General features: G+C 27.7%; 17 protein-coding genes. 8 read left to right on the top strand and 9 right to left on the bottom strand.

Annotated features, from left to right (window positions below; translation table 11 throughout):
• Nucleotides 1-524 precede the first annotated feature (524 nt).
• From Q6H37_RS16470 to Q6H37_RS16495, 6 genes are all read left to right on the top strand, one after another.
• Nucleotides 525-2,522: a serine hydrolase domain-containing protein gene (locus Q6H37_RS16470; protein WP_318734107.1), complete on the top strand. Its 1,998-nt coding sequence runs from the start codon at nucleotides 525-527 to the stop codon at nucleotides 2,520-2,522.
• Between the two features lie 138 nt (nucleotides 2,523-2,660).
• Entirely contained in the window at nucleotides 2,661-3,359 is a 699-nt protein-coding gene (locus tag Q6H37_RS16475; RefSeq protein ID WP_318734108.1) for a response regulator transcription factor, read from the top strand.
• A 2-nt stretch (nucleotides 3,360-3,361) separates the two neighbouring features.
• Nucleotides 3,362-4,393, top strand: a complete 1,032-nt coding sequence (locus Q6H37_RS16480) for a sensor histidine kinase (RefSeq protein ID WP_318734110.1) — start codon at nucleotides 3,362-3,364, stop codon at nucleotides 4,391-4,393.
• 18 nt (nucleotides 4,394-4,411) lie between these two features.
• Nucleotides 4,412-5,164: an ABC transporter ATP-binding protein gene (locus Q6H37_RS16485; protein ID WP_318734111.1), complete on the top strand. Its 753-nt coding sequence runs from the start codon at nucleotides 4,412-4,414 to the stop codon at nucleotides 5,162-5,164.
• A 3-nt stretch (nucleotides 5,165-5,167) separates the two neighbouring features.
• Complete coding sequence (locus tag Q6H37_RS16490; RefSeq protein ID WP_318734113.1) at nucleotides 5,168-6,439, top strand: hypothetical protein; 1,272 nt, start codon at nucleotides 5,168-5,170, stop codon at nucleotides 6,437-6,439.
• A gap of 242 nt (nucleotides 6,440-6,681) precedes the next feature.
• Nucleotides 6,682-8,108 (top strand): IS1182 family transposase gene (locus Q6H37_RS16495; RefSeq protein WP_412523864.1). Its coding sequence is split into 2 segments (ribosomal slippage): nucleotides 6,682-7,270 and nucleotides 7,270-8,108, totalling 1,428 coding nucleotides; the frame shifts between segments, so codons are not numbered across the junction.
• Nucleotides 8,109-8,197: 89 nt separating this feature from the next.
• Here the strand turns inward: Q6H37_RS16495 and alr (Q6H37_RS16500) are convergent.
• From alr (Q6H37_RS16500) to Q6H37_RS16530, 7 genes are all read right to left on the bottom strand, one after another.
• Nucleotides 8,198-9,379 carry an alanine racemase gene (gene alr, locus Q6H37_RS16500; protein ID WP_318734118.1) on the bottom strand — a complete coding sequence of 394 codons (1,182 nt, stop codon included), beginning with the start codon at nucleotides 9,377-9,379 and terminating at the stop codon, nucleotides 8,198-8,200.
• An 82-nt stretch (nucleotides 9,380-9,461) separates the two neighbouring features.
• The gene (locus Q6H37_RS16505; protein WP_318734120.1) at nucleotides 9,462-10,370 is read right to left on the bottom strand and encodes a HAMP domain-containing sensor histidine kinase; all 909 of its coding nucleotides are present in this window, start codon (nucleotides 10,368-10,370) and stop codon (nucleotides 9,462-9,464) included.
• 42 nt (nucleotides 10,371-10,412) lie between these two features.
• Nucleotides 10,413-11,165, bottom strand: coding sequence for an ABC transporter permease (locus Q6H37_RS16510; RefSeq protein ID WP_318734122.1), 753 nt, complete (start codon nucleotides 11,163-11,165; stop codon nucleotides 10,413-10,415).
• Complete coding sequence (locus Q6H37_RS16515; protein ID WP_318734125.1) at nucleotides 11,158-12,078, bottom strand: ATP-binding cassette domain-containing protein; 921 nt, start codon at nucleotides 12,076-12,078, stop codon at nucleotides 11,158-11,160. Before Q6H37_RS16515 ends, Q6H37_RS16510 begins: the two co-directional genes overlap by 8 nt.
• A gap of 118 nt (nucleotides 12,079-12,196) precedes the next feature.
• Nucleotides 12,197-12,895: a response regulator transcription factor gene (locus Q6H37_RS16520; protein WP_318734127.1), complete on the bottom strand. Its 699-nt coding sequence runs from the start codon at nucleotides 12,893-12,895 to the stop codon at nucleotides 12,197-12,199.
• A 238-nt stretch (nucleotides 12,896-13,133) separates the two neighbouring features.
• Entirely contained in the window at nucleotides 13,134-14,318 is a 1,185-nt protein-coding gene (alr, locus tag Q6H37_RS16525) for an alanine racemase (RefSeq protein WP_318734129.1), read from the bottom strand.
• A 100-nt stretch (nucleotides 14,319-14,418) separates the two neighbouring features.
• Nucleotides 14,419-14,679 (bottom strand): hypothetical protein, encoded by a 261-nt coding sequence (locus Q6H37_RS16530; RefSeq protein ID WP_318734131.1) that lies wholly within the window; start codon nucleotides 14,677-14,679, stop codon nucleotides 14,419-14,421.
• Between the two features lie 288 nt (nucleotides 14,680-14,967).
• Here Q6H37_RS16530 and Q6H37_RS16535 point away from each other — a divergent pair, with 288 nt between their 5' ends.
• Nucleotides 14,968-17,541 carry a RyR domain-containing protein gene (locus Q6H37_RS16535; protein ID WP_318734133.1) on the top strand — a complete coding sequence of 858 codons (2,574 nt, stop codon included), beginning with the start codon at nucleotides 14,968-14,970 and terminating at the stop codon, nucleotides 17,539-17,541.
• 177 nt (nucleotides 17,542-17,718) lie between these two features.
• Here the strand turns inward: Q6H37_RS16535 and Q6H37_RS16540 are convergent, their stop codons facing one another.
• Nucleotides 17,719-18,252: a GNAT family N-acetyltransferase gene (locus Q6H37_RS16540; protein ID WP_318734135.1), complete on the bottom strand. Its 534-nt coding sequence runs from the start codon at nucleotides 18,250-18,252 to the stop codon at nucleotides 17,719-17,721.
• A 275-nt stretch (nucleotides 18,253-18,527) separates the two neighbouring features.
• Nucleotides 18,528-20,003 carry a protein adenylyltransferase SelO gene (locus tag Q6H37_RS16545; RefSeq protein WP_318734137.1) on the bottom strand — a complete coding sequence of 492 codons (1,476 nt, stop codon included), beginning with the start codon at nucleotides 20,001-20,003 and terminating at the stop codon, nucleotides 18,528-18,530.
• A 431-nt stretch (nucleotides 20,004-20,434) separates the two neighbouring features.
• On the opposite strand from Q6H37_RS16545, the gene Q6H37_RS16550 reads away from it, so the two are divergent.
• Nucleotides 20,435-21,121: a response regulator transcription factor gene (locus Q6H37_RS16550; RefSeq protein WP_318734139.1), complete on the top strand. Its 687-nt coding sequence runs from the start codon at nucleotides 20,435-20,437 to the stop codon at nucleotides 21,119-21,121.

A 21,121-nucleotide genomic window follows, 5' to 3' on the forward strand; every position in this document is an offset into this window, starting at 1 on the left:
AGTAAATTAAGTTGTACATTTTTCATAATATCATAAAATTTACCGTATTCATACATCGTATATTTTTGATTATAGTTTAGATTAATGTAATTTTACCAATATATAGTTATATAATACATATTGACTAACTTAAAAAGTCGTCTATTTTTTAAAATTCCATATAAAAAACAACTCACAGCATGATTTGTTCTTTTTACATTTCTCTCATTCATCTGAATCCTTACAGAATTGTAAGGTTTTTTAATACAAATCAATTTGTTCTTTTTATTCATTAGTATAAAATTTATTTGTCTGGTGGTTATCTATTGCAAGCCTCTATACATTTTCTGAAAGTCATTACCATTAATTTATATATTTAGAAAATGAATTTTTCCATTGAAGTAAAAGGTAGCAGTAGATACATCCCCAGATAGTTTGCCTAATGCTTTATAGACATAATAAAATTCTAAAAAACTATTCACTTTAAATTAAAATCTTTAAATGCATGTAACATGCTAACTTAAAAAACTTAAGGAGGTAATTCTATGAAAAAGTTTATAACTTATATAAGAAGATTTATAATCGTCTTTACCCTTGTAGCCTATGTTTTTCCTATTTTTTGTTTTCCTGCAGTTACTATATATCATTTTTTAAATGCTAAAGAAACCGTTTCTGCAAAAGGTAATAACCAAAAAAGTTCTATGTCTTTATTAGGTGAAAACGCTAAAGAATCTTTAAATAAAGATAGCATAGAAAACTTTGCAGATCATATGTTTAATGAACAATTAAAGAAGTCTAATGTGCCTGGAGCAGTTTTTACTGTTGTTAAAGATAATAAGGTTATTTTTGAAAAAGGATATGGATATTCAGATTTGGATAAAAAAACACCTGTTGATCCTAAAACAACAGTTTTTAGAGCAGCTTCCATTTCAAAAACCTTCACAGCTACAGCTGTTATGCAGTTAAAGGAAAAGGATAAGGTAAATCTAAATGAAGACGTAAATAAATATTTAAAAGAGTTCAAAATTGATAATAAATATTCAAAGCCTGTAACACTTAATAATCTTTTAACTCATACAGCTGGCTTCGATGAAAAATTTATTAAAGAATCTCAAATAGAAAGTTATTTACAAGAAAAACCACTTAAAGATGATTTAATATCTCGCCCGCGTCCTATAATTAGGGAACCTGGTGAAATTCCTCAATACAGTAATTATGGTATGTCTGTAGCTGGATATGCAGTGGAAAGTATAACTGGTGTACCATTTAATAAATACATTGAAGATAATATATTAAAACCTCTTAACATGACTAACAGTAGTTTTTCTTGGAATAAAAAAATACTAAATAATTTATCTCAAGGATATGATTACAAAAATGGAGTAAATAAAAAAATACCTATTTATGGTGAAGTACTTTCACCTGCTGGAGGATTAAAAACTACTGGAGATGATATGGCAAAATTTATGATTGCACATTTAAATCATGGTACTTATGACAATACTTCAATATTAAATAAGGATACTATAGATGATATGCACAAAAAACACTTTCCGCTAGATAAAAATATTCCTGGCGTTTGCTATGGTCTTACAGAAAATTATATAAATGGAGTAAAGGTATTAAGTCAAGGTGGAAATAATTATGGTTTTAACAGTGTGTTAAATTTAATACCTGAAGATAATCTAGGTTTTTTTATTTCAACTAACGGTAATAGTGGAGCTAGTGTATGCAGCAGCATATCAATGCAGTTCATTAATAAATACTATCCTCAAACTAAACCACAAATTACCAAAACTACTGATAATAATTTTACCAAAAGCAATTTAAAAAAATTAGAAGGAACTTATCAATCTATTAGATATCCAAAAAATGAACTAGGTAAACTAATATTACTTTTCACTCCAACTTTGCAAATAGGAAATAAATCAGATACGTTAATTTTAAAATATCCTGGTGGAGAAGATATTTATAAGGAAATAGAACCTCTTATCTTCAAAAATGTTAAAAAAGGAGATACTCTTACTTTTGAAACAAATGGACAAGGAAATATATCCTATCTCCTTACTTCTGGTTCATCAGCTGCTTTTGAAAAAGTTAAATGGTATGAAAATCCTGCATTACACAAAATAATTTTTATGATTTTTTCAGTATTGTTTTTATTTATGTCCATCATAATGATTTTATTGAAATTTAAGAAAAAAATAGTTGAAGAACCTGTACGTTTTAAATACTGTAGATGGATTATATTTTCTATATCCATTCTAAATTTAATATTTTTACTTGGAATGGCTAAAGAAGGTATTGCATTATTCTCTACACTACCTTTTGTACCAGACTTGTTGCCTGCAATTAAACATCTTTTAATTATTCCAATAATAACTACTGTATTTAGCTTAGGATTACTGATTTCAACATGTATATACTGGAATAAGGAAAAAACTGATTTTAGTAAAAATGTGTGTACTATAGTAATCTGTTGTGTATTCTTGATTTTCAGCGTTTTCCTAAATTATTGGAATCTTTTAGGATTCAAGTTTTAATAAGAATCCCAAATACTTATTATAAGCAAACTTTATCTTAATTAAAAATAATCTGATGCTGCTTTCTTCTAAAATTGAATTATGATATATTATAGTAAGATTACCATAATATATACGTTATAAAAGGAGGAAGCAGTTTTGTATAAGATACTTGTTATTGAAGACGATATTAAGCTAGACAAGCTTATAGCCGAGTATCTTCAAAAATATAAATATGAAACTATTCATATACAAAATTTTAGAAATATAGAAATGGAATTAGAAAGATCAAAAGCTGATTTAATTCTTTTAGATATAAACTTACCCTATTATGATGGATTCCAATTATGTAAAACACTTAGACGAACTTCAAAAGTGCCTGTAATTATTATTTCTTCAAGAGATAGTCATGAAGAACAAATACGAGGTCTTGAATTAGGTGCAGATGACTATATTGTAAAACCCTTTAACTTTGACTTTCTACTTGCTAAAATACAGGCAGAAATAAGAAGAGTTTATGGTGAATATGCAGTTGAGTCAACTATGGTTGAAAGCATTAAAGGTATTAAACTCAATAAGGACACTTTTGATCTGCTTTATAACGATATTAAAATTGAACTTAGTAAAAATGAATTCAAGCTTTTAAATATACTTATAAAAAATGAAAATAAAATAGTAAGCAGAGAAGAACTTCTAGAAGAGCTTTGGGATGATATTACTTTTGTAGATGATAACACTTTAACAGTCAATATAACAAGAATAAGAAATAAACTTAAAGGTTTAGGTGTTAATGAAATTATATCAACCAAAAGGGGTGTAGGATATATATTTCAGTGTAATTGCAGTAATGGAGAATAAATATGGAGAAAAAAATATTAGTAAATTTTATAAAAGACAAACTTAATTTTACTATTGGATATTTTCTCAATACAATTTTAATTCTTCTCTATGTTTATTTATTATGTACTCAAATTGATTTACTTTATCCTCTTTCACTCTCTATAATTGTTTACATATTTATAATATTAAATGAATGGGTTAAATATTATAAATTTAATAGGAATCTTGATGAAGGTATAGAAAATAGATATTTCAATTTAAACTTCAAAACAAATGAACAAAAAGAAGCTTCTAGAATTATACTTAAAATTCATGAAAATTATACAAATAAAATTAGTTCAATTTATGCACAAAATACAGAAAATAAATATTTTTTATCTCAATGGATTCATAACATAAAAACACCTGTTTCAATAATTGATCTTATTATACAAAAGGCAACCAAAGATATAAACTTTAATTCAAATGAATTAAATATCCTAAAATTGTTTTTTGATATAAAACAAGAAAATGATAAAGTCAGAAATGGGCTGGAACAAGTTCTAAACATTAGCAGATTAAGCGACTTTTCAAAAGATTATGACCCTGAAACAATAGACTTAATTTCATTATTAAGAGAAGTAATTAACAGTAAAAAAAGTAATTTTATTTACAACAATGTATTTCCTAAAATAGATTTTGAGTATGAGAAGGCACCTATAATTACAGATAAGAAGTGGAACAAATTTATACTTGAACAAATTATATCAAATGCTATTAAGTATTCTGCAATGAATAAAGAAAAAAAATACATATATTTTAACATATACATAAATCATAAAGAAACAAAATTAATAATTAGGGATGAAGGTATTGGAATTCCCAGCTATGATATAAAAAGAATCTTTGAACCATTTTTCACTGGTGAAAATGGTAGAAAGGTAAGTGATTCTACAGGTATAGGATTATATATATGTAAATTAATATCCAAAAAATTAAATCATAATATTCTAATAGAATCTGAATTCAATAAAGGAACTACCGTTTCAATTATTTACCCATCAAAAATCTAAACACATTGGAGTGATACAATGGAAGTTTTGTGTGCTGAAAATATTGTTAAGGTATATGGAGAAAATTTAGAGCTTGATCCTTGTAATGTATTAAATGGTATAAATTTAAGTATTGAAAGTGGCGAATTCACTGCTATCATGGGACAATCAGGAAGTGGTAAAACAACTTTGCTTAATATACTGTCAGGTATTGACAAACCTAATAGTGGAATAGTAAAAATAATGAATAAATATATAACTTCTTTAAGTAAGAAAGAAAAATCTATTTTTAGGCGTGAAAATTTAGGAATTATATTTCAAAACTTTAATCTTCTTGATAACATCACTCTAGAAGAAAATGCCATTCTTCCTCTTATATTTAAAGGAACATCAACTTCAAACATTGATAAAAAAATAAAAGAATATTTTACACTTTTTAATATATATGACATAAGAAACAAGTATCCATATAATGTATCCATAGGTGAACAACAAAGAGCAGCTGCTTGTAGGGCTTTAATAAATGATCCTTGCATTATTTTGGCAGATGAACCAACAGGCAGTCTTGACCCTAATACCTCAAAGAACTTTATGAAACATCTGCAAATGCTGAACGAAGATAGGAAAACAACAATTCTCATGGTTACACATGATATATATGCTGCCAGCTGCTGCAAGCGAGTGCTTTTTTTAAAGTCCGGCAGAATATTTGCAGATATATACAGCAAGGTAGATCAAGTGGCTTTTTTCAATAGAATACTAGATACTTTATCAGTTATTAGTGGTGAATGACATATGAATTTTAGAAAAATGCTAAAGAAAACTATAAAATTAAATTTTGATCAATATTTTGTATTTATATTTTGTCTAATCCTTTCAGTTTTATTTTTCTTCGTTGAATTAACACTATATAATTCATATGCAATAGTGTCTATGCAAGGAAATATCTTTATACTACCATCAATTGCTGTATTTAATACAGCATTATGGAATATTTTTATGTATATTTCTTTTATAAAATGTAGACAAAAAGAATTTACAACATTTTTAACCTTAGGTATGACCTGCAGTGAACTTAAGATATTGCTTGTTATAGAAAATATTTTAATTTTTATTATATATATTCCTATAGGATTGATTTTAGGTATTGTATTTTCTAAAATCATTGTACTTTTTATCTTTAAATTAGCTGGAATTCATGTTTTTAGTTTTAAAATTGAAAAAATTTTTTATATAATCACTATTGGATATTCTGCTCTACTTACAGCTATATTCATTTTATGGACATTTAGATTTGTTGATAATCTATCATTGTCAAATACAACAAAGCAAGATAATTTTTATGCTTTAGCTTCTAAAAAAGGAAAACTGCTAAAAGCATTATTATTTACTTTAATAATAAGCTATATCAATTTTAATGAAAGAAATGTTGTGTCTTTTCCTTTTAAATACTATGTTGATTATTGTTTAATTTGTATTATATCAGTTTATGCATTATGTTCAGCTTTTGTAAGGATATTCACAACTTATGTAAAAAAAAGAAAAAAACTTTATTATAAAAAAATTTTACTTATAAATGAAATAGAAGACTCTTTAAAACGTAATAAAATTACAATCTTCTTTATTTCATTTTTAAATATTACCTTTATTATCAGTCATAGAGTTTATGATTTACCTAATATAAAAATGCTTTTTCCTGTTTATAATTTTTTTAAAGGTTCCTCTTTTAATTTAATATATATTTTCATTGTATTATTAAGCTTTATTACTTCTGCTAATATACTGTATTTTAAAATGAAAATAGATTTATATAATTGGCAACCTAAAAAAAATAAATTACATACTATTGGATTAATTGATGAAGAAATAAATGCCATTTTAGCATATAAACTCAAAATAATATTCTTTTCACATGTGTTTTTAACAGTACTTTCAAGTATTTCATATATTTACATTTTAAATATAAATATACATTTTATAATAAACACAGTTAAAATATTAATATGTTATTTTATTATTCAATTACTTGGATATATAATAACTAAACACAAATTAAAATTAATTTAAGTAAAATTTAAAATATATAAATTAATTTTAAATGAAGTTCATATCTACATAACATGTATACAAATATAGGAACAGCTATACTGTTCCTATATTTCAGGCTGTTGATAAACATATTTTGTCAGCAGCTCTTTTAATTTTTTGCCCGATAGGGATTTTTTTGATTCAAAAAGGATTTTCTGTATAAATGTCGAATATATAATATAGATAAAATTAACCCGATAGGGTTTTTACGGAGGTAATATATGCTTACAAATAATTCAGAAAAACAAAATGAATTAGAATTAGTTTATATAGAAAATTTAGTTCCCAAAAACCATATCCTTAGAAAAATAGATAAATATATTGATTTTTCTTTTATAAGAGAACTAATAAAAGATTTATATTGTCACAATAATGGTAGGCCATCAGTAGATCCAGTAGTCTTATTTAAAATGCTTTTTATTGGATATCTATTTGGTATACGTTCAGAACGTCAGCTTGTTAAAGATATTGAAGTTAATGTAGCTTATAGATGGTTTTTGGGATATAATCTTACAGATAAAATTCCAAGTCATTCAACTATAAGTCAAAATAGAATAGCAAGATTTAAAGATACCAATATATATCAAAAGATATTTGATAATATTGTACTTCAAGCTATAAATAAAAAATTAGTAGATGGTAAAATTTTATACACAGATTCAACTCACTTAAAAGCTAACGCTAATAAAAATAAGTTTACTAAAGAAATAATTACTCAGTCAACTAAAGGATATCTTGAACAACTGGAAAAAGATATTGATAAAGATAGAATAGAACATGGAAAAAAACCTTTAAAAAAAAAGAAAAAATAGCTGAAACTAAAGAAATAAAAGTAAGCACTACAGATCCTGAAAGTGGATACATGGTTAGAGAAGGTAAACCGAAAGGTTTCTTCTATTTGGATCATAGAACAGTAGATGGCAAATACAATATAATAACTGATGTCTACGTAACTCCAGGAAATATTAATGATGTAGATCCTTATATTGATAGATTAAAAACACAAATAGAAAAGTTTAATTTTCACACAAAATATGTAGTTGCTGATGCTGGTTATTCAACTAATCCAATTTGTAAAAAACTTTCTGAGAAAAGTTATAAGGCCGTTTTAGGCTTTAGACTAGGACCGCACGTTAAAGGCAAATTTACAAAATATAGATTTCAGTATGTTAAAGATTTAGATGGTTATGTTTGTGAAAATAAGTACCTATTAAAATATAAAACAACCAATAGACAAGGCTATAAAGAATATGTTAGTAATTCAGATAATTGTACAAACTGTAAATATAGAGATAAATGTTTAACTTCAGATAAAGCAAGCTTTAGAACTATTAGACGCCATGTTTGGGAGGACTATAAAGAAGAAGTTTTTAAGTTTACCAAGACAGAAAAAGGAAAAAGTATATATAATAGACGAAAAGAAAAAATTGAGCGTAGCTTTGCAGATTCAAAAAATCTTCATGGTCTACGCTATGCTCGTTTGCGTGGAATCAAAAAAGTTTCTGAACAATGCCTACTTACGGCAGCAGTTCAGAATATGAAAAAGATAGCCAGAGTGCTATCGCACATTTTTTTGATTTTACGAAACAACTATTTACAAATATTTGAAGATGTTGATATTTTCTATAAATACTACCGCATAAATTAGAATCGATAATTTTACCCAGCACTTTTAAAAGTGCTGGGTTCTTGAACAATCTGAAATATAGGAACAGCTATACTGTTCCTATATTTGTATTATTTATTTTCTATTTTTAATAATTTATTATCTTTTATATAATATCTTGGAACCCTTTTGCTTATACTACTAGTTACTTCCTGTGGTACAGTACCAGTTAATTTTGCTATATTCTCTACTGTTGTCTTTTCACTTGAGCTTTCTCCCATTAATATTACTTCATCCGAAACCTTAATATCACCAATATCTGTTACATCACTCATACACATATCCATACAAATACGACCTACTATAGGAGCTGCCTTTCCCTTTACAACAATTTCACCAACATTAGATAGTCGTCTATCATATCCATCAGCATATCCTATGCCAAGAGTAGCTATTCTACTTGTTCTTTCTGTTCTAAAAGTCTTTCCATAACTTATATACTCACCAGCTTTAATGGTCCTACACGCAGTAACATTGCATTTTAATGTCATAGCAGGCTTTAAATTTATAGTATTATGATTAACATCTGCCGAAGGATAATATCCAAAATTCGCTATTCCAGGTCTTACTGCATCCAAATGAGTATCAGGTAAATCTATTAAGGCTGCACTATTAGCAATATGTTTTATATTAATTTTTATGCCCTTTCTTTTAAGTCTTTCATAAAAATCCAGATATTTTTTAAACTGCTCATTGCTATAACTTTTATCTTTTTCATCCGCCGTTGAAAAATGTGAATACAGCCCTTCAATTATTATGTTAGGTAATTTACTTATTTTATATATATCTTCTTCACTTTCAGTAGTTGGTAAAAATCCTATTCTTCCCATACCTGTATCAACGTTTATATGAATTTTTACATTTTTATTTAGTTTTTTAGCTGCTTCTGATAACTTCTTTGCGTAATTATAAGAAAGTACAGTAACCTCTAATTCGTTATTTATTATGTCTTCAGCGTTATCATAAACTGAATCTTTTCCATACTCTAAAGGAGTATATCCAAATATGAGAATAGGAGCCTTAATACCTGCTTTTCTTAATTCCAATGCCTCTGAAAGAAGTGCTACTGCTAACCTATCTGCTCCATTTTCAAGTAGTATAGGAGCTAATTCTACAGCACCATGTCCATAAGCATCACCTTTGACCACGCTTATTATCTCTTTACTTTTAGCAATCCTTCTTATTTCTCTAATATTATGAATTACATTATTTATATTTATTTCTGCCCATGCAGGGTTTAAATACTCAAACACAAATATCACCTACCTTTTATTCTTTAGTTATTATTAAATACACTATTTGAAAATATAAGTGGTGAATATTGTATCTAAATTTTTAGTTTATACATTTCCATTCACATATTATAGAAATTCTATTTTGTTCAATCTTTGACTTTACTGTTCCATTCATCTTTTCCATTAAACTTTTTACAATAGACAATCCAAGCCCAGTTCCTTGTTCCTTTCTCACCTTGTCCGCCATATAAAATCTATCAAATATATGTATTTCATCTTCTTTGTCAATGTCTAAGCATATATTGGATATTTTTAAAATAACCATATCATTATGCTTTTCCAAATTTATTTCAATATCTTTATCGGCATATTTTAAAGTATTGGAAATTAAATTATCTATTATTCTCTCTAGGCTTTCCTTATCTCCCATTATAAAAACTGGATTTTCTAAAATATCCACCTTAGGTTCAAATTCTTTACTTTCAAAGGCTTCATAAAATGATAATATCTCATCATATACTATATTAGTTATATTTATCCTTTCTATATTTAACTCATAATCTTCACTTTCTATTGAAGCTAATTCAAAGAAATCATTTATAAGTATGTTCAATTTATTAGCTTTATTTTTCAGTATTCTTAGTGCTTCTTCTTTATCTATTACCTCTTCCTTAAGAAGTTTTAAATATCCTATAATTGAAGTCAAAGGTGTTCTTAAATCATGAGACATATTAGCTATTCCCTGCTTTAATGTGTCCTCAAATATTATTTTTTCTTGTTCATGCCTCTTATAAAACTCTAAATACTCATTAATTTGAAAAGCCAGTTCTTCTATGTCCTTATCAGCTATTTCAATATTAATTTTTTTATCGTTTTTTCTATCTCTAAATTCTCTAATCTGGCTTGCAATATCTCTTATTTGCCTCTTATATGAAAATAATTTAATAAACACCACTACAGAAAATATAATTACTAAAAACATAACTAAAATAACAACTAATAAGTACATACTCTTTCTCCCAATTTACTTAATAATTTTTCCTTTTACAATTTACTTAATATCTTCATATCTTGTATATAACAAACTTACTACAATAGTTATAACAAAAATTAAAATTGGTGAAACTGTTCCAACTATAATATCTAATTTTGGTGCAAATCTTTTCATTGCCCACATGCCTGCTATATAAGGATGGATACATGATACTACTAAAAAAAGTTTTTTAAAGCACGTCAATAAATCAAAGAATATAAAACTTAACAGTAATATAATCATTGAACTAAATGTAAAAAAAGTACTTTTTGTTATTATAGCACCTGTACCTATTATACTTATTGTAGCTACATTACATATTATTCCAACACCAATTATTCTAATTAAATATACTACAGTATTAAAATCTAAAGCTTCACAAAATCCATACATCATTGAAGCATATATGACTAAAATTACAGTATAAATTAATTCTAAGAACAAAGAAAATACTATAAATACTACTAATTTGCTTAATATAACTTCTCTTCTGCTATATCCATAAATAAAACTTTTACTTATATTCTTATTTTTAAAATCCTTAGCTATAAAATCTCCAGCTAATAAAGCAAATATAAGACTACTTAACGCTATAAACATAAATGCATAGTTTATTGAATATATTCCATGATGCAGCATTGGGGTTCCTTGTACATCATTACTCCACATTTCAATAAGAGGAAATGAAAGTATTATTGACATAATTATCATTCCAATAAAATATTTACTTTTTCTTAATTTATAAAATTCTCCTCTAACTAAATTACTCATTATCTTTACCTCCAACTAACTTAGTAAAATAATCCTCTAGTGTTTCACCCATTGGCAATATTTCTTTAATTCCTATATTATGCTTGGATAATGCTAACGTAATTTTTTCCGAATCAAATTCATCATATATTTTTATGATATTATCTGGAAAAATTTCATAATCCTTTACTCCAATTTCATTTTCTAAAATAATCGAAGCATCTGAAGCATTTCTTACTTTTAAATGAAGATAAGTTCTGCATTTATTTGAAAACTCAATAGCTGTCATCTCTTTAATTAACTTTCCATTATTTATAAAACCATATCTATTTGAAATTTGGGTAAGCTCAGATAATATATGACTTGATATTAAAATGGTGACTCCTCTTTCTCTATTCAATTTAATTAAAATTTCTCTTATTTCTTTTATTCCAATTGGATCTAATCCATTTATAGGTTCATCTAAAAGTAAAAGTTCCGGATCGCTTAAAAGTGCCATAGCAATTCCTAACCTTTGTTTCATTCCTAAAGAAAAATTCTTAGTTTTCTTTTTGTGAACATCTTCAAGGCCTACTAAATTTAAAGCTTCATCAATACATTTAGTTCTAGGTATCCCTCTTTGAATCTTAATAAGTTCAAGATTTTCCCCAGCAGTCATATTAAGATAAATAGCTGGTGCTTCTATTAATGTACCAATTCTTCTTCTTTCCTTTATAAGTTTTTTTTCTTCACTATATCCAAATAGTTCAACTTGTCCTTCATTAGGTATTGCAAGTCCAGCAAGTACTCTAATCATAGTTGTTTTACCAGCACCATTTTTTCCTATAAAACCATATATATCACCCTTCTTAATATTCATAGACACATGGTCTAACACTTTATGCTTTCCATATATTTTTGTAATATTACTAGATCTAATTACATATTCATTCATTTTTAAGCTTCCTCCTTCTTATAAATCATACTTTTATAATAAACAATGCTTTATAAGAAAAACTTACTAAAACCTTTCAAAAGTATTAAATTTTTAATTTTACAGCAAACTTTTATTCCTATTTTTTTAATCTATATCCCATTCCCCAAACCGTTTCTATATAATCTTTACCATCACCTGCATTACATAATTTAGTTCTTAATCTGCTCACATGCACATTTATAGTATTATATTCGCCTAAAAATTCTTCTTCCCATATACTCTCGAAAATATTGGATTTGCTGTACACCTTACTAGGATTTTTTAGTAGCAACTCTAATATATCAAATTCTCTTGCAGTTAATGTTATTAATGTTTGTCCAACTTTTACTTCCTTACTTTCCGTATTTAAACTAATATCTTTGTATGCTAGAATATTATTTTTCTTTTCTCCACCTGTGGAAAATTCCAAATATCTTCTTAAATTAGATTTAACCCTTGCCACAACTTCATCCGGATCAAATGGCTTGCAAATAAAATCATCTGCTCCTTTTTCTAATAATTCTAATTTAGTTTTCTTAGATGTCTTTGCGCTTACCACAATTATTGGTGCTTTTGTGATATCTCTTATTTTTAATATAACTTTTTCTCCATCAATTCCTGGAATCATTAAATCTAGTAAAATCATATGCCATTTTTCGTTTTCCACACGCATTAAAGCTTCTGTACCTGAAAAAGCTGGTATAACACTGTATCCTTTATTTTCAAGAATACTACAAATCAACTTATTAATATCGTTTTCATCTTCAACTACTAAAATTTTAGCTCTTCTATCCATATATTCTCCCATTCCAATCAATATAAAGTTATTTTCATTTTATAATTTACATATATATTTTATCATAGATCATTTTTACACCATTGTAAAAACTTAATCACATTCTAATTTTATCAGTAAAACTAAAACTTTATCTCATATGTAATAAACTTTCTATTAATCTAAGTAAATATCAACATTATCTTTTTACCTTTAACAGTAATTTTAAAGGAATAGCTATTACACTATTCCTTTGAAATTATTCTCTATATACTATTTTCACTAACTTATTGTCCTTTATATAATGACGTGGAACCCTTTTACTTATCTTTGCAGTTACTTCATAAGGGATAGTCCCCATAAGTTCTGCCAAATCTTCTACTGTTATTTTTTCACCTGAACTTTCTCCTATTAATATTACTTCATCTCCAACCTTTACATCATCAATACCTGTTACATCACTCATACACATATCCATACATATACGTCCTACTATAGGAGCTTTCTTTCCTCTTACAATAATTTTGCCAGTATTTGATAAAAGTCTGTTATATCCGTCATCATATCCAATACCAAGAGTAGCTATTTGGCTTATTCTTTGAGTTCTAAAGGTTCTGCCATAACCAATATATGAACCTTTTTTAAGGGTTCTGCAAGCAGCAACATTACATTTTAATGTCATAGTTGGTTTCAAATTTATAATATCATGGTTAACATCTGCTGAAGGATAGTAACCGTAATTCACTATTCCTGGTCTTACTGCATCTAAATGAGTATATGGCAAATCTATTAATGCTGCACTATTAGCAATGTGCTTTATATTAATGTTCACCCCTCTATTTTTAAGTTTGTTATAAAAATTTAAATATCTTCTGAATTGTTCATTGCTGTAGCTTTTATCTTTTTCATCTGCTGTTGAAAAATGTGAATATAGTCCTTCAATTATTATATTAGGCAATTTGCTTATTTTATATATCTCTTGTACACTTTCAGCTGTTGGTAAAAATCCTATTCTTCCCATACCAGTATCAACTTTTATATGAACTTTTACATTCTTATTTAATTTCTCAGCTACTTTAGACAACTTCTTTGCATAGTCATATGAAAGCACAGTAACCTCTAATTCATTGTTTATTATATCTGCTGCATTATCATAAATCTTAACCTTACCATACTTTAAAGGAGTGTATCCAAAAATTAAAATAGGTGCCTTAACGCCACTTTTTCTCAATTGTAATGCTTCTGAAAGAAGTGCTACTGCTAATCTATCTGCTCCATTTTCAAGTAATATAGGAGCTAATTCTACAGCTCCATGTCCGTAGGCATCAGCTTTAACTACACTTATTATTTCTTTACTTTTAGCAACTCTTCTTATTTCTTTAATATTATGAATTACATTATCCATATTTATTTCTGCCCATGCAGGATTAAAATACTTAAACATAAATATCACCCACTTTTTATTCTTTAGTTATTATCAATATATTCTCTTAAAATATAAGTGGTGAATGTGATCTACACAAATAGATTCTAAATAATATGATTTAACCACCAGCTCTTAAAAAGTTCAAACGAAATTCAGCAAGAAAATCATCAAACTTATCTTCTTCAACACTAAGTTTAATCAATACATGTTGTATTTTTAATGCTCCAAGCTTTTTCCAAGTTTGTGATCCAACATCAACCTTCCAATATTCTCCTTTAAATATTTGCTCACTTTCTCTCATACCTCCAATTTCAAGAAAATATTTTATAAAATCCTCTCTATAAATTCCACCCATCTGCAAATTCTTATTTTTTAGCATTCTACCACACCCTCATAATATATTATATAATTTTATATTATTACCAATTTCATTTTTGATAAAAATATTTACAAATAGCTCCTAAAACTACAATTAGTAATTTTAAATATTCATTAAAAATTTCTGGTCATTTTAAGGATAATAATTATATAAAAGATGAATATTTAGTATATAAAGCTTATATTCATAATTTCAGAGTTATAATTTTAAGGTTGTAAATTGTGTAAATTTAAGATATTATTTATGAATACATACTTATAATTACATTATAATAAGGAAGTGAATATCATGGATAACAAAAATTTAAAAATTGTTGTAACTGGAGATATATGCATAAATTCGCTGCAGTGGATAACAGAACCACAAAATAGTAAAGGTTTAAACTGGCAAACCCATTTAAACGTACATAGTATATTAAAATCAGGTGAATCTTTACTTTTAGCAAAACTTATATCATTAGCTGTAGATGCAGATGTACATTCACCTAAAATAGATGATATTGAAGCAAGCCTATCAAAAGATTTTCTACGTTCAATAGCTGAATTAGATCTTTTTCCTGCATATGCTGATGAAAAAAGTAATGACAAAGTATATAGAATAAAACGATTTTTGGGATTTACTGGTCCATCAAATGATACTCCAAAGCTGCTTTCCATAGATGATGATGATTCTAATGCTGATATAGTTGTAATAGATGATGAAAATAATGGTTTCAATTCTAATGAAGAATTTTGGCCTTCTGCATTAAAAACGCCTGAAAAATCTCCAATAGTTTTATATAAAATGAATAATCCTATTGGAACTAGTATCCTTTGGAAACAACTAGAAGAAGCTCATATTGAAAAAACTATAGTTATCATAAATGGAGATGATTTGCGTTCAAAGGGAGTTAATATAAGTAAAAGCCTTTCTTGGGAAAAAACAGCACAAGAATTTTTATGGCAGATTCACAATAATCCCAATCTTGCCTTTCTAGCTAATTGTCATCATCTTATAGTTCCTTTAGGCCTTGAAGGTGCTATTTATTATAGAGATGAAGGAATAAATGAAGCTTATCTATACTTTATCCCTTATGAATTTGAGGGAAGTTCTTTTAAAGATAATCAGGGTAAAATGTACGGTCTTACCTCTTGTTTTGCTGCTGGACTTGCTCGCAGTATTGCTTCAGGAATGTATAATAAGGAAGAACTATCTTCATTAATATCAGAAGGAATACGTGAAGGAATTGTTGCTGCACAAAAATATTTTGTAAGTGGCTTCGGAAAAAATGTTGAAGAATTTCAATTTCCTAATCCTTCAATATTCATTGAAGATGAAAATGTTTTTATATACAAGGATTTAATCCAAGATGTAAAAATACCTGATAAGGAAAACAGCAACTATTGGTATATCCTTAGCGATAAAAGTTCTGCTAATTTGGCTGAAATAGCCTATGATATAGTAAAAAATGGAGTGAAAAATGTACTTAATTCTATACCTATTGCACAATTTGGAAATTTACAAACTGTAGATAGAACAGAAATTGAAAGTTACAGAAGTATTAAAAACCTTATGTGTGAATATATTTCCAAAAAAAATGTTGTTAGACCTCTTTCTATATCTGTCTTTGGAACTCCAGGTTCAGGAAAGTCCTTTGGTATAACAGAAGTAGCTGATAGTATTGCACCAGAATTAATTGAAAAATTAGATTTCAACTTATCTCAATTTAGAACCCCACTGGACTTAATCAGTGCTTTTCATAAAATGAGAGACTTTTCATTAAAGGGTAAGATTCCACTAGTATTCTTTGATGAATTTGATTCTGCTTTTGAAGGAAAATTAGGTTGGCTAAAATACTTTTTGGCACCTATGCAGGATGGCATATTCAGGGATGGGGATTCCGTTCATCCTATAGGAAAAGCTATTTTTGTATTTGCTGGAGGAACAAGCAGTACTTTTAAGGAATTTATTGGCGAAGATATAAAGGAAGAAACTGAAAAGAAAAAATTCTTTATAGATTTTAAAGGTGCAAAAGGACCTGATTTTACAAGTAGATTAAGAGGATATGTAAATATTTTAGGTCCAAATCAAACAAATGAAAAGGATCAATTGTTTATAATTAGAAGAGCAATGCTTCTACGTTCACTGCTTGAAAGAAAAGTTCCTCACCTTATAAATGATAATGGAGAAGCCCAAATTGATAATGGTGTATTAAGAGCTTTACTAAAGATTAAAAGGTATAAACATGAATCAAGGTCCATGGAAGCAATACTGGAAATGAGCATGTTAACTAATGCTAAAACTTGGGAACAATGTGACTTACCTTCTAAAGAACAACTTAAATTACACGTAGATGAAGAACAATTTTTAAGGCACTTAATGCAAGATGCTTTTTATGGAGAAAAAATTGAAAATCTTGCAATAGCTATTCACAATAAATATAGAATGCTTAATGAAAAGAATACAAATATGGATCTTATAGATTTCCTTGTGCCATGGGAAGAACTTAGTGAAGAACTTAGAAATTCTAATCGTGAGCAAGCTATGCATATTCCAAATTCACTGCTTAAAATCAACTATGACATTATATCTGTTAAGAAAAGTCCAGGATATATTCAATTTACAGAAAGCGAATTAGAAATTTTAGCAAAGGATGAACATAAACGCTGGTGTCGTTATAGAAAAAGAAATGGATGGAAATATGGAGAAGTTAAAGATAATAAGGAAAAAACTGACCCGGCTCTTGTCTCTTGGAATAATTTATCACAAGAGAGAAAAAACAAAGTATATCAAATGGTTAATATTTGGCCAGAAATATTGGCAAAATCAAATTTCAAATTAGAAAGATTAAAATTTTTATCCAACTCCAATACCAGTGTTTAAGCATTTTTTTAAGATTTTATGAAAAGTTAAGTGATAGTATTATTATACATTTAGGCAATTGACTAAATTGTGATAAGGACTAAATGCGTTGGTTTTAAAATTTGTATTTTATATATCAACGCATTTAATATTTATGAATACATATCAATATTCTAGATTTATAAAACAACTTATATTTTAGCCTGTAGCAATATGATCATATCCAGCAGTTATTGTATCTTCAACAGATTCATTACTATATTCCTTGCATAATAATGCTCTAATATATCCTCTATCCTTATTTGTTGATTCAATGTAAAATCCCCTACCATAATAGAATCTAACAAGTGATAACATTCTAGAAGCAGTATGAAGATATAAATTTGTAACTCCTGCTTCCTTCATTTCAGTATCCACTGCATTCATCAATATTTTCCCTATACCTCTATTTTGAAAGTCTTCTTTAACAGCAAATCTACTTAGATAAGCAGTTTTATCTGACTTTATTTCAACTCTTACACTTCCAACAAGAGCTCCATCTACAATTCCTACAAGCATAACCTTATTTTCTATTTCTTTTTCTAAGCTTTCATAACTTTCATTAAGCGGACTAACAAGATCTGTTATTCCTGCCCTTTCTGCATACATTTTAAAAGCTTCCTTAGACACCTCTTTTATTTGAGGAACATCCTCAAAAGTAGCTCTTCTAACTACAAAGGCCATATTTTTCATCGATCTACCCCCAATTCATATTTGTTAAAATAAAAAAATCAACCACCATATGTGGTTATACTTATAATTCATTTATGTATAATTATACAATTGTATGATTAAAAATTCAATATTTATTTGTAAAAAATTTTAAATTAACTTTCAAATTTTAAAAATAATACGACGCAACTTTCAACCAAATAAGTTACGCCGCATTATGCTTATATCAAATTAAAAATTTTCCATATAAAAAATTAAGTTTCTAATTTCTATTTAAGCTGTACAAGTATTTTATATCAAGTTCCACAAAAGGTTCTATAAGCACAATTTTTTTTCTTAGGAAGCTTAGCATATTCATCCTGCTTTGCAGAGTATTCAAATGGATTTGAAAGAACATCATTAAGTTTTTCCATTATACTATAGTCTCCATTTACTGCAGCTTCTAATGCTTCTTCTACCCTATGATTTCGTGGAATTATTGCAGGATTGCTGCTTTTCATTAACTCATATGAGGATTCCTTTGGCTCCTTTTGTCTCTCCAGCCTTGTCTGCCACATTTCATGCCACTTAACAAATTCTTCAGTATCAAATATCATCATATCATCCGATTTATTAAGAGTTAATGCACGGAATGTATTTGTATAGTCTGCACCATATTTCTCCATTATACTAAGTAGTTTTCCAATAAGGGCTTCATCCTCTATTTCTATATTAAATATTCCAAGTTTTGCCCTCATTCCTGTTATCCAATTATCATGATACAAATCATCAAAACTTGAAACAGCATCCTTTGCTAATTTTACAGCTAGCTCCTCATTATCACTAATGAGTGGAAGTAATGCTTCAGCCAATCTAGATAGATTCCACGCAGCAATATTAGGCTGATTACCATAGGAATATCTTCCATAAACGTCAATGGAACTAAATACTGTTTCTGGATTATAGCTATCCATAAAAGCACAAGGTCCATAATCAATAGTTTCTCCACTAATAGTCATATTATCTGTATTCATAACTCCATGGATAAAGCCAACTAACTGCCATTTAGCAATTAACGAAGCCTGACGTCTAATTATTTCATCAAGCATAGAAAGATAACGGTCTTCGTCATTGTGAATTTCTGAAAAATGTCTTTTTAATGTATAATCAGCTAGTGCTCTAAGTTCCTCTACACTGCACCAGTTTGAAGCATATTGAAAAGTACCTACGCGCAAGTGACTAGCAGCTACACGTGTAAGAATTGCACCAATCTCTTCTTTTTCACGAAATACTGTTTCACCAGTTGTAACTACTGCTAAACTTCGAGTTGTGGGAATATTAAGTCCATACATTGCTTCACTTATAATATATTCTCTAAGCATAGGTCCAAGTGCTGCTCTGCCATCTCCTCCACGAGAATACGGTGTTCTACCTGAGCCTTTAAGCTGAATATCAAATCGTTGTCCTTTTGGGGTAATTTGTTCACCAAGCAGCAAGGCCCGGCCATCTCCCAGCATAGTAAAATGTCCAAATTGATGTCCTGCATAAGCTTGAGCAATGGGTACAGCTCCTTCAGGAATTTCATTTCCGGCAAATATGGCTGTACCATCATTATCTTTCAGTTCTTCAAAGTTAAATCCCAAAGACTTTGCAAGTGGATGATTGAGAATGATTAACTTTGGTGAAGATACAGGGTTTGGATTAAGTCTTGTAAAAAATGATTGTGGCAATTGTGCATAACTATTGTCTAAGTTCCATCCTGCTTTTACTGCTGTTTTCGTCTCTGTTATCATATCTCTCTTTTCCTCCTATCCTTATTGATGGCTACCTTAAGATTTATTGATATAAAAATAGTGAAGCTATTTTTAGTGTCTTCTTCTTCTAATCTTATTATGCGTTTATGAATTTTATTTTCTTTAGCAATTTTGTACTTTACTTTATATGAAAAAACTGTATTTTTAATATATAAAATTCTCACAATGACAACATTGGAACATACATCAAATTTATTCTTACATCTTTCATAAATTTCTATCTGTGTTTAAGAATAGATGATTATGTTATAATAAAGAAAAAAGTTCTTATACTGCTATACTAAACATTTTTTCAATACTTAAAACTTTGTTAGTCTCATATCTCTTAAATGAATCATGTAAAAGGAGGTTTTGATTGTGTTAATAGACCCATTAAAATCTTATAAATAAGCTTAAAGTAGGTGTCAAATTTGAAAAAATCAAAAATTTTAATTGTAGAAGATGATGAAGAAATAAACAATTTAATTTTTCATACTTTAAAAAAGGAAGGCTATGATATAGTTCAATTTTTTGATGGCAAAGAAGCTGTTGAAAAATATAATAATTCCTTTAATCTAGTAATACTGGATTTAATGCTTCCTTACGTTGATGGAATAGAAGTACTTAGACAAATTAGAACTGTTAATAATGCTCCAGTTATTATCCTTTCAGCTAAGGATGAAGAAACAGATAGAATTATCGGACTAGGTATGGGTGCTGATGATTATATGGTTAAACCTTTTTCAACAAGAGAATTAGTTGCAAGAATTAAAGCTCAACTTAGAAGATACGTTTATTACAATGAAGATAAACATAATTCTGTTCTAACCTATGATAAATTGAAATTAGATACTTCAAATTATAAAGTATTTAAAGAAAATAAAGAATTAAATTTAACCCACATAGAATTTGAACTTTTAAAATTCTTTCTTGAAAATCCTGATAGAGTATTTACTAAAGCTCAAATATTTAATAATGTTTGGAAGAATGAATATGTAAATGATGATAATACTGTAATGGTACATATAAAGAGATTAAGAAATAAAATTGAGGACAACCTTAATGATCCTAAATACATAGTCACTGTATGGGGAATTGGTTATAAGCTTGGTGAATAA

The organism is Clostridium sp. JS66, assembly GCF_033561535.1.
Taxonomy (GTDB): Bacteria; Bacillota; Clostridia; order Clostridiales; family Clostridiaceae; genus Clostridium_AM; species Clostridium_AM carboxidivorans.

Bases quoted from the DNA above. Each gene is read 5' to 3' on its own strand.
- Q6H37_RS16505 (WP_318734120.1), bottom strand. From the start codon at position 10,370: ATGTACTTATTAGTTGTTATTTTAGTTATGTTTTTAGTAATTATATTT.
- Q6H37_RS16470 (WP_318734107.1), top strand. From the start codon at position 525: ATGAAAAAGTTTATAACTTATATAAGAAGATTTATAATCGTCTTTACC.
- Q6H37_RS16490 (WP_318734113.1), top strand. From the start codon at position 5,168: ATGAATTTTAGAAAAATGCTAAAGAAAACTATAAAATTAAATTTTGAT.
- Q6H37_RS16520 (WP_318734127.1), bottom strand. From the start codon at position 12,895: ATGGATAGAAGAGCTAAAATTTTAGTAGTTGAAGATGAAAACGATATT.
- Q6H37_RS16510 (WP_318734122.1), bottom strand. From the start codon at position 11,165: ATGAGTAATTTAGTTAGAGGAGAATTTTATAAATTAAGAAAAAGTAAA.
- Q6H37_RS16535 (WP_318734133.1), top strand. From the start codon at position 14,968: ATGGATAACAAAAATTTAAAAATTGTTGTAACTGGAGATATATGCATA.
- alr (WP_318734129.1), bottom strand. From the start codon at position 14,318: ATGTTTAAGTATTTTAATCCTGCATGGGCAGAAATAAATATGGATAAT.
- Q6H37_RS16545 (WP_318734137.1), bottom strand. From the start codon at position 20,003: ATGATAACAGAGACGAAAACAGCAGTAAAAGCAGGATGGAACTTAGAC.
- Q6H37_RS16515 (WP_318734125.1), bottom strand. From the start codon at position 12,078: ATGAATGAATATGTAATTAGATCTAGTAATATTACAAAAATATATGGA.
- Q6H37_RS16485 (WP_318734111.1), top strand. From the start codon at position 4,412: ATGGAAGTTTTGTGTGCTGAAAATATTGTTAAGGTATATGGAGAAAAT.
- Q6H37_RS16530 (WP_318734131.1), bottom strand. From the start codon at position 14,679: ATGCTAAAAAATAAGAATTTGCAGATGGGTGGAATTTATAGAGAGGAT.
- Q6H37_RS16480 (WP_318734110.1), top strand. From the start codon at position 3,362: ATGGAGAAAAAAATATTAGTAAATTTTATAAAAGACAAACTTAATTTT.
- Q6H37_RS16540 (WP_318734135.1), bottom strand. From the start codon at position 18,252: ATGAAAAATATGGCCTTTGTAGTTAGAAGAGCTACTTTTGAGGATGTT.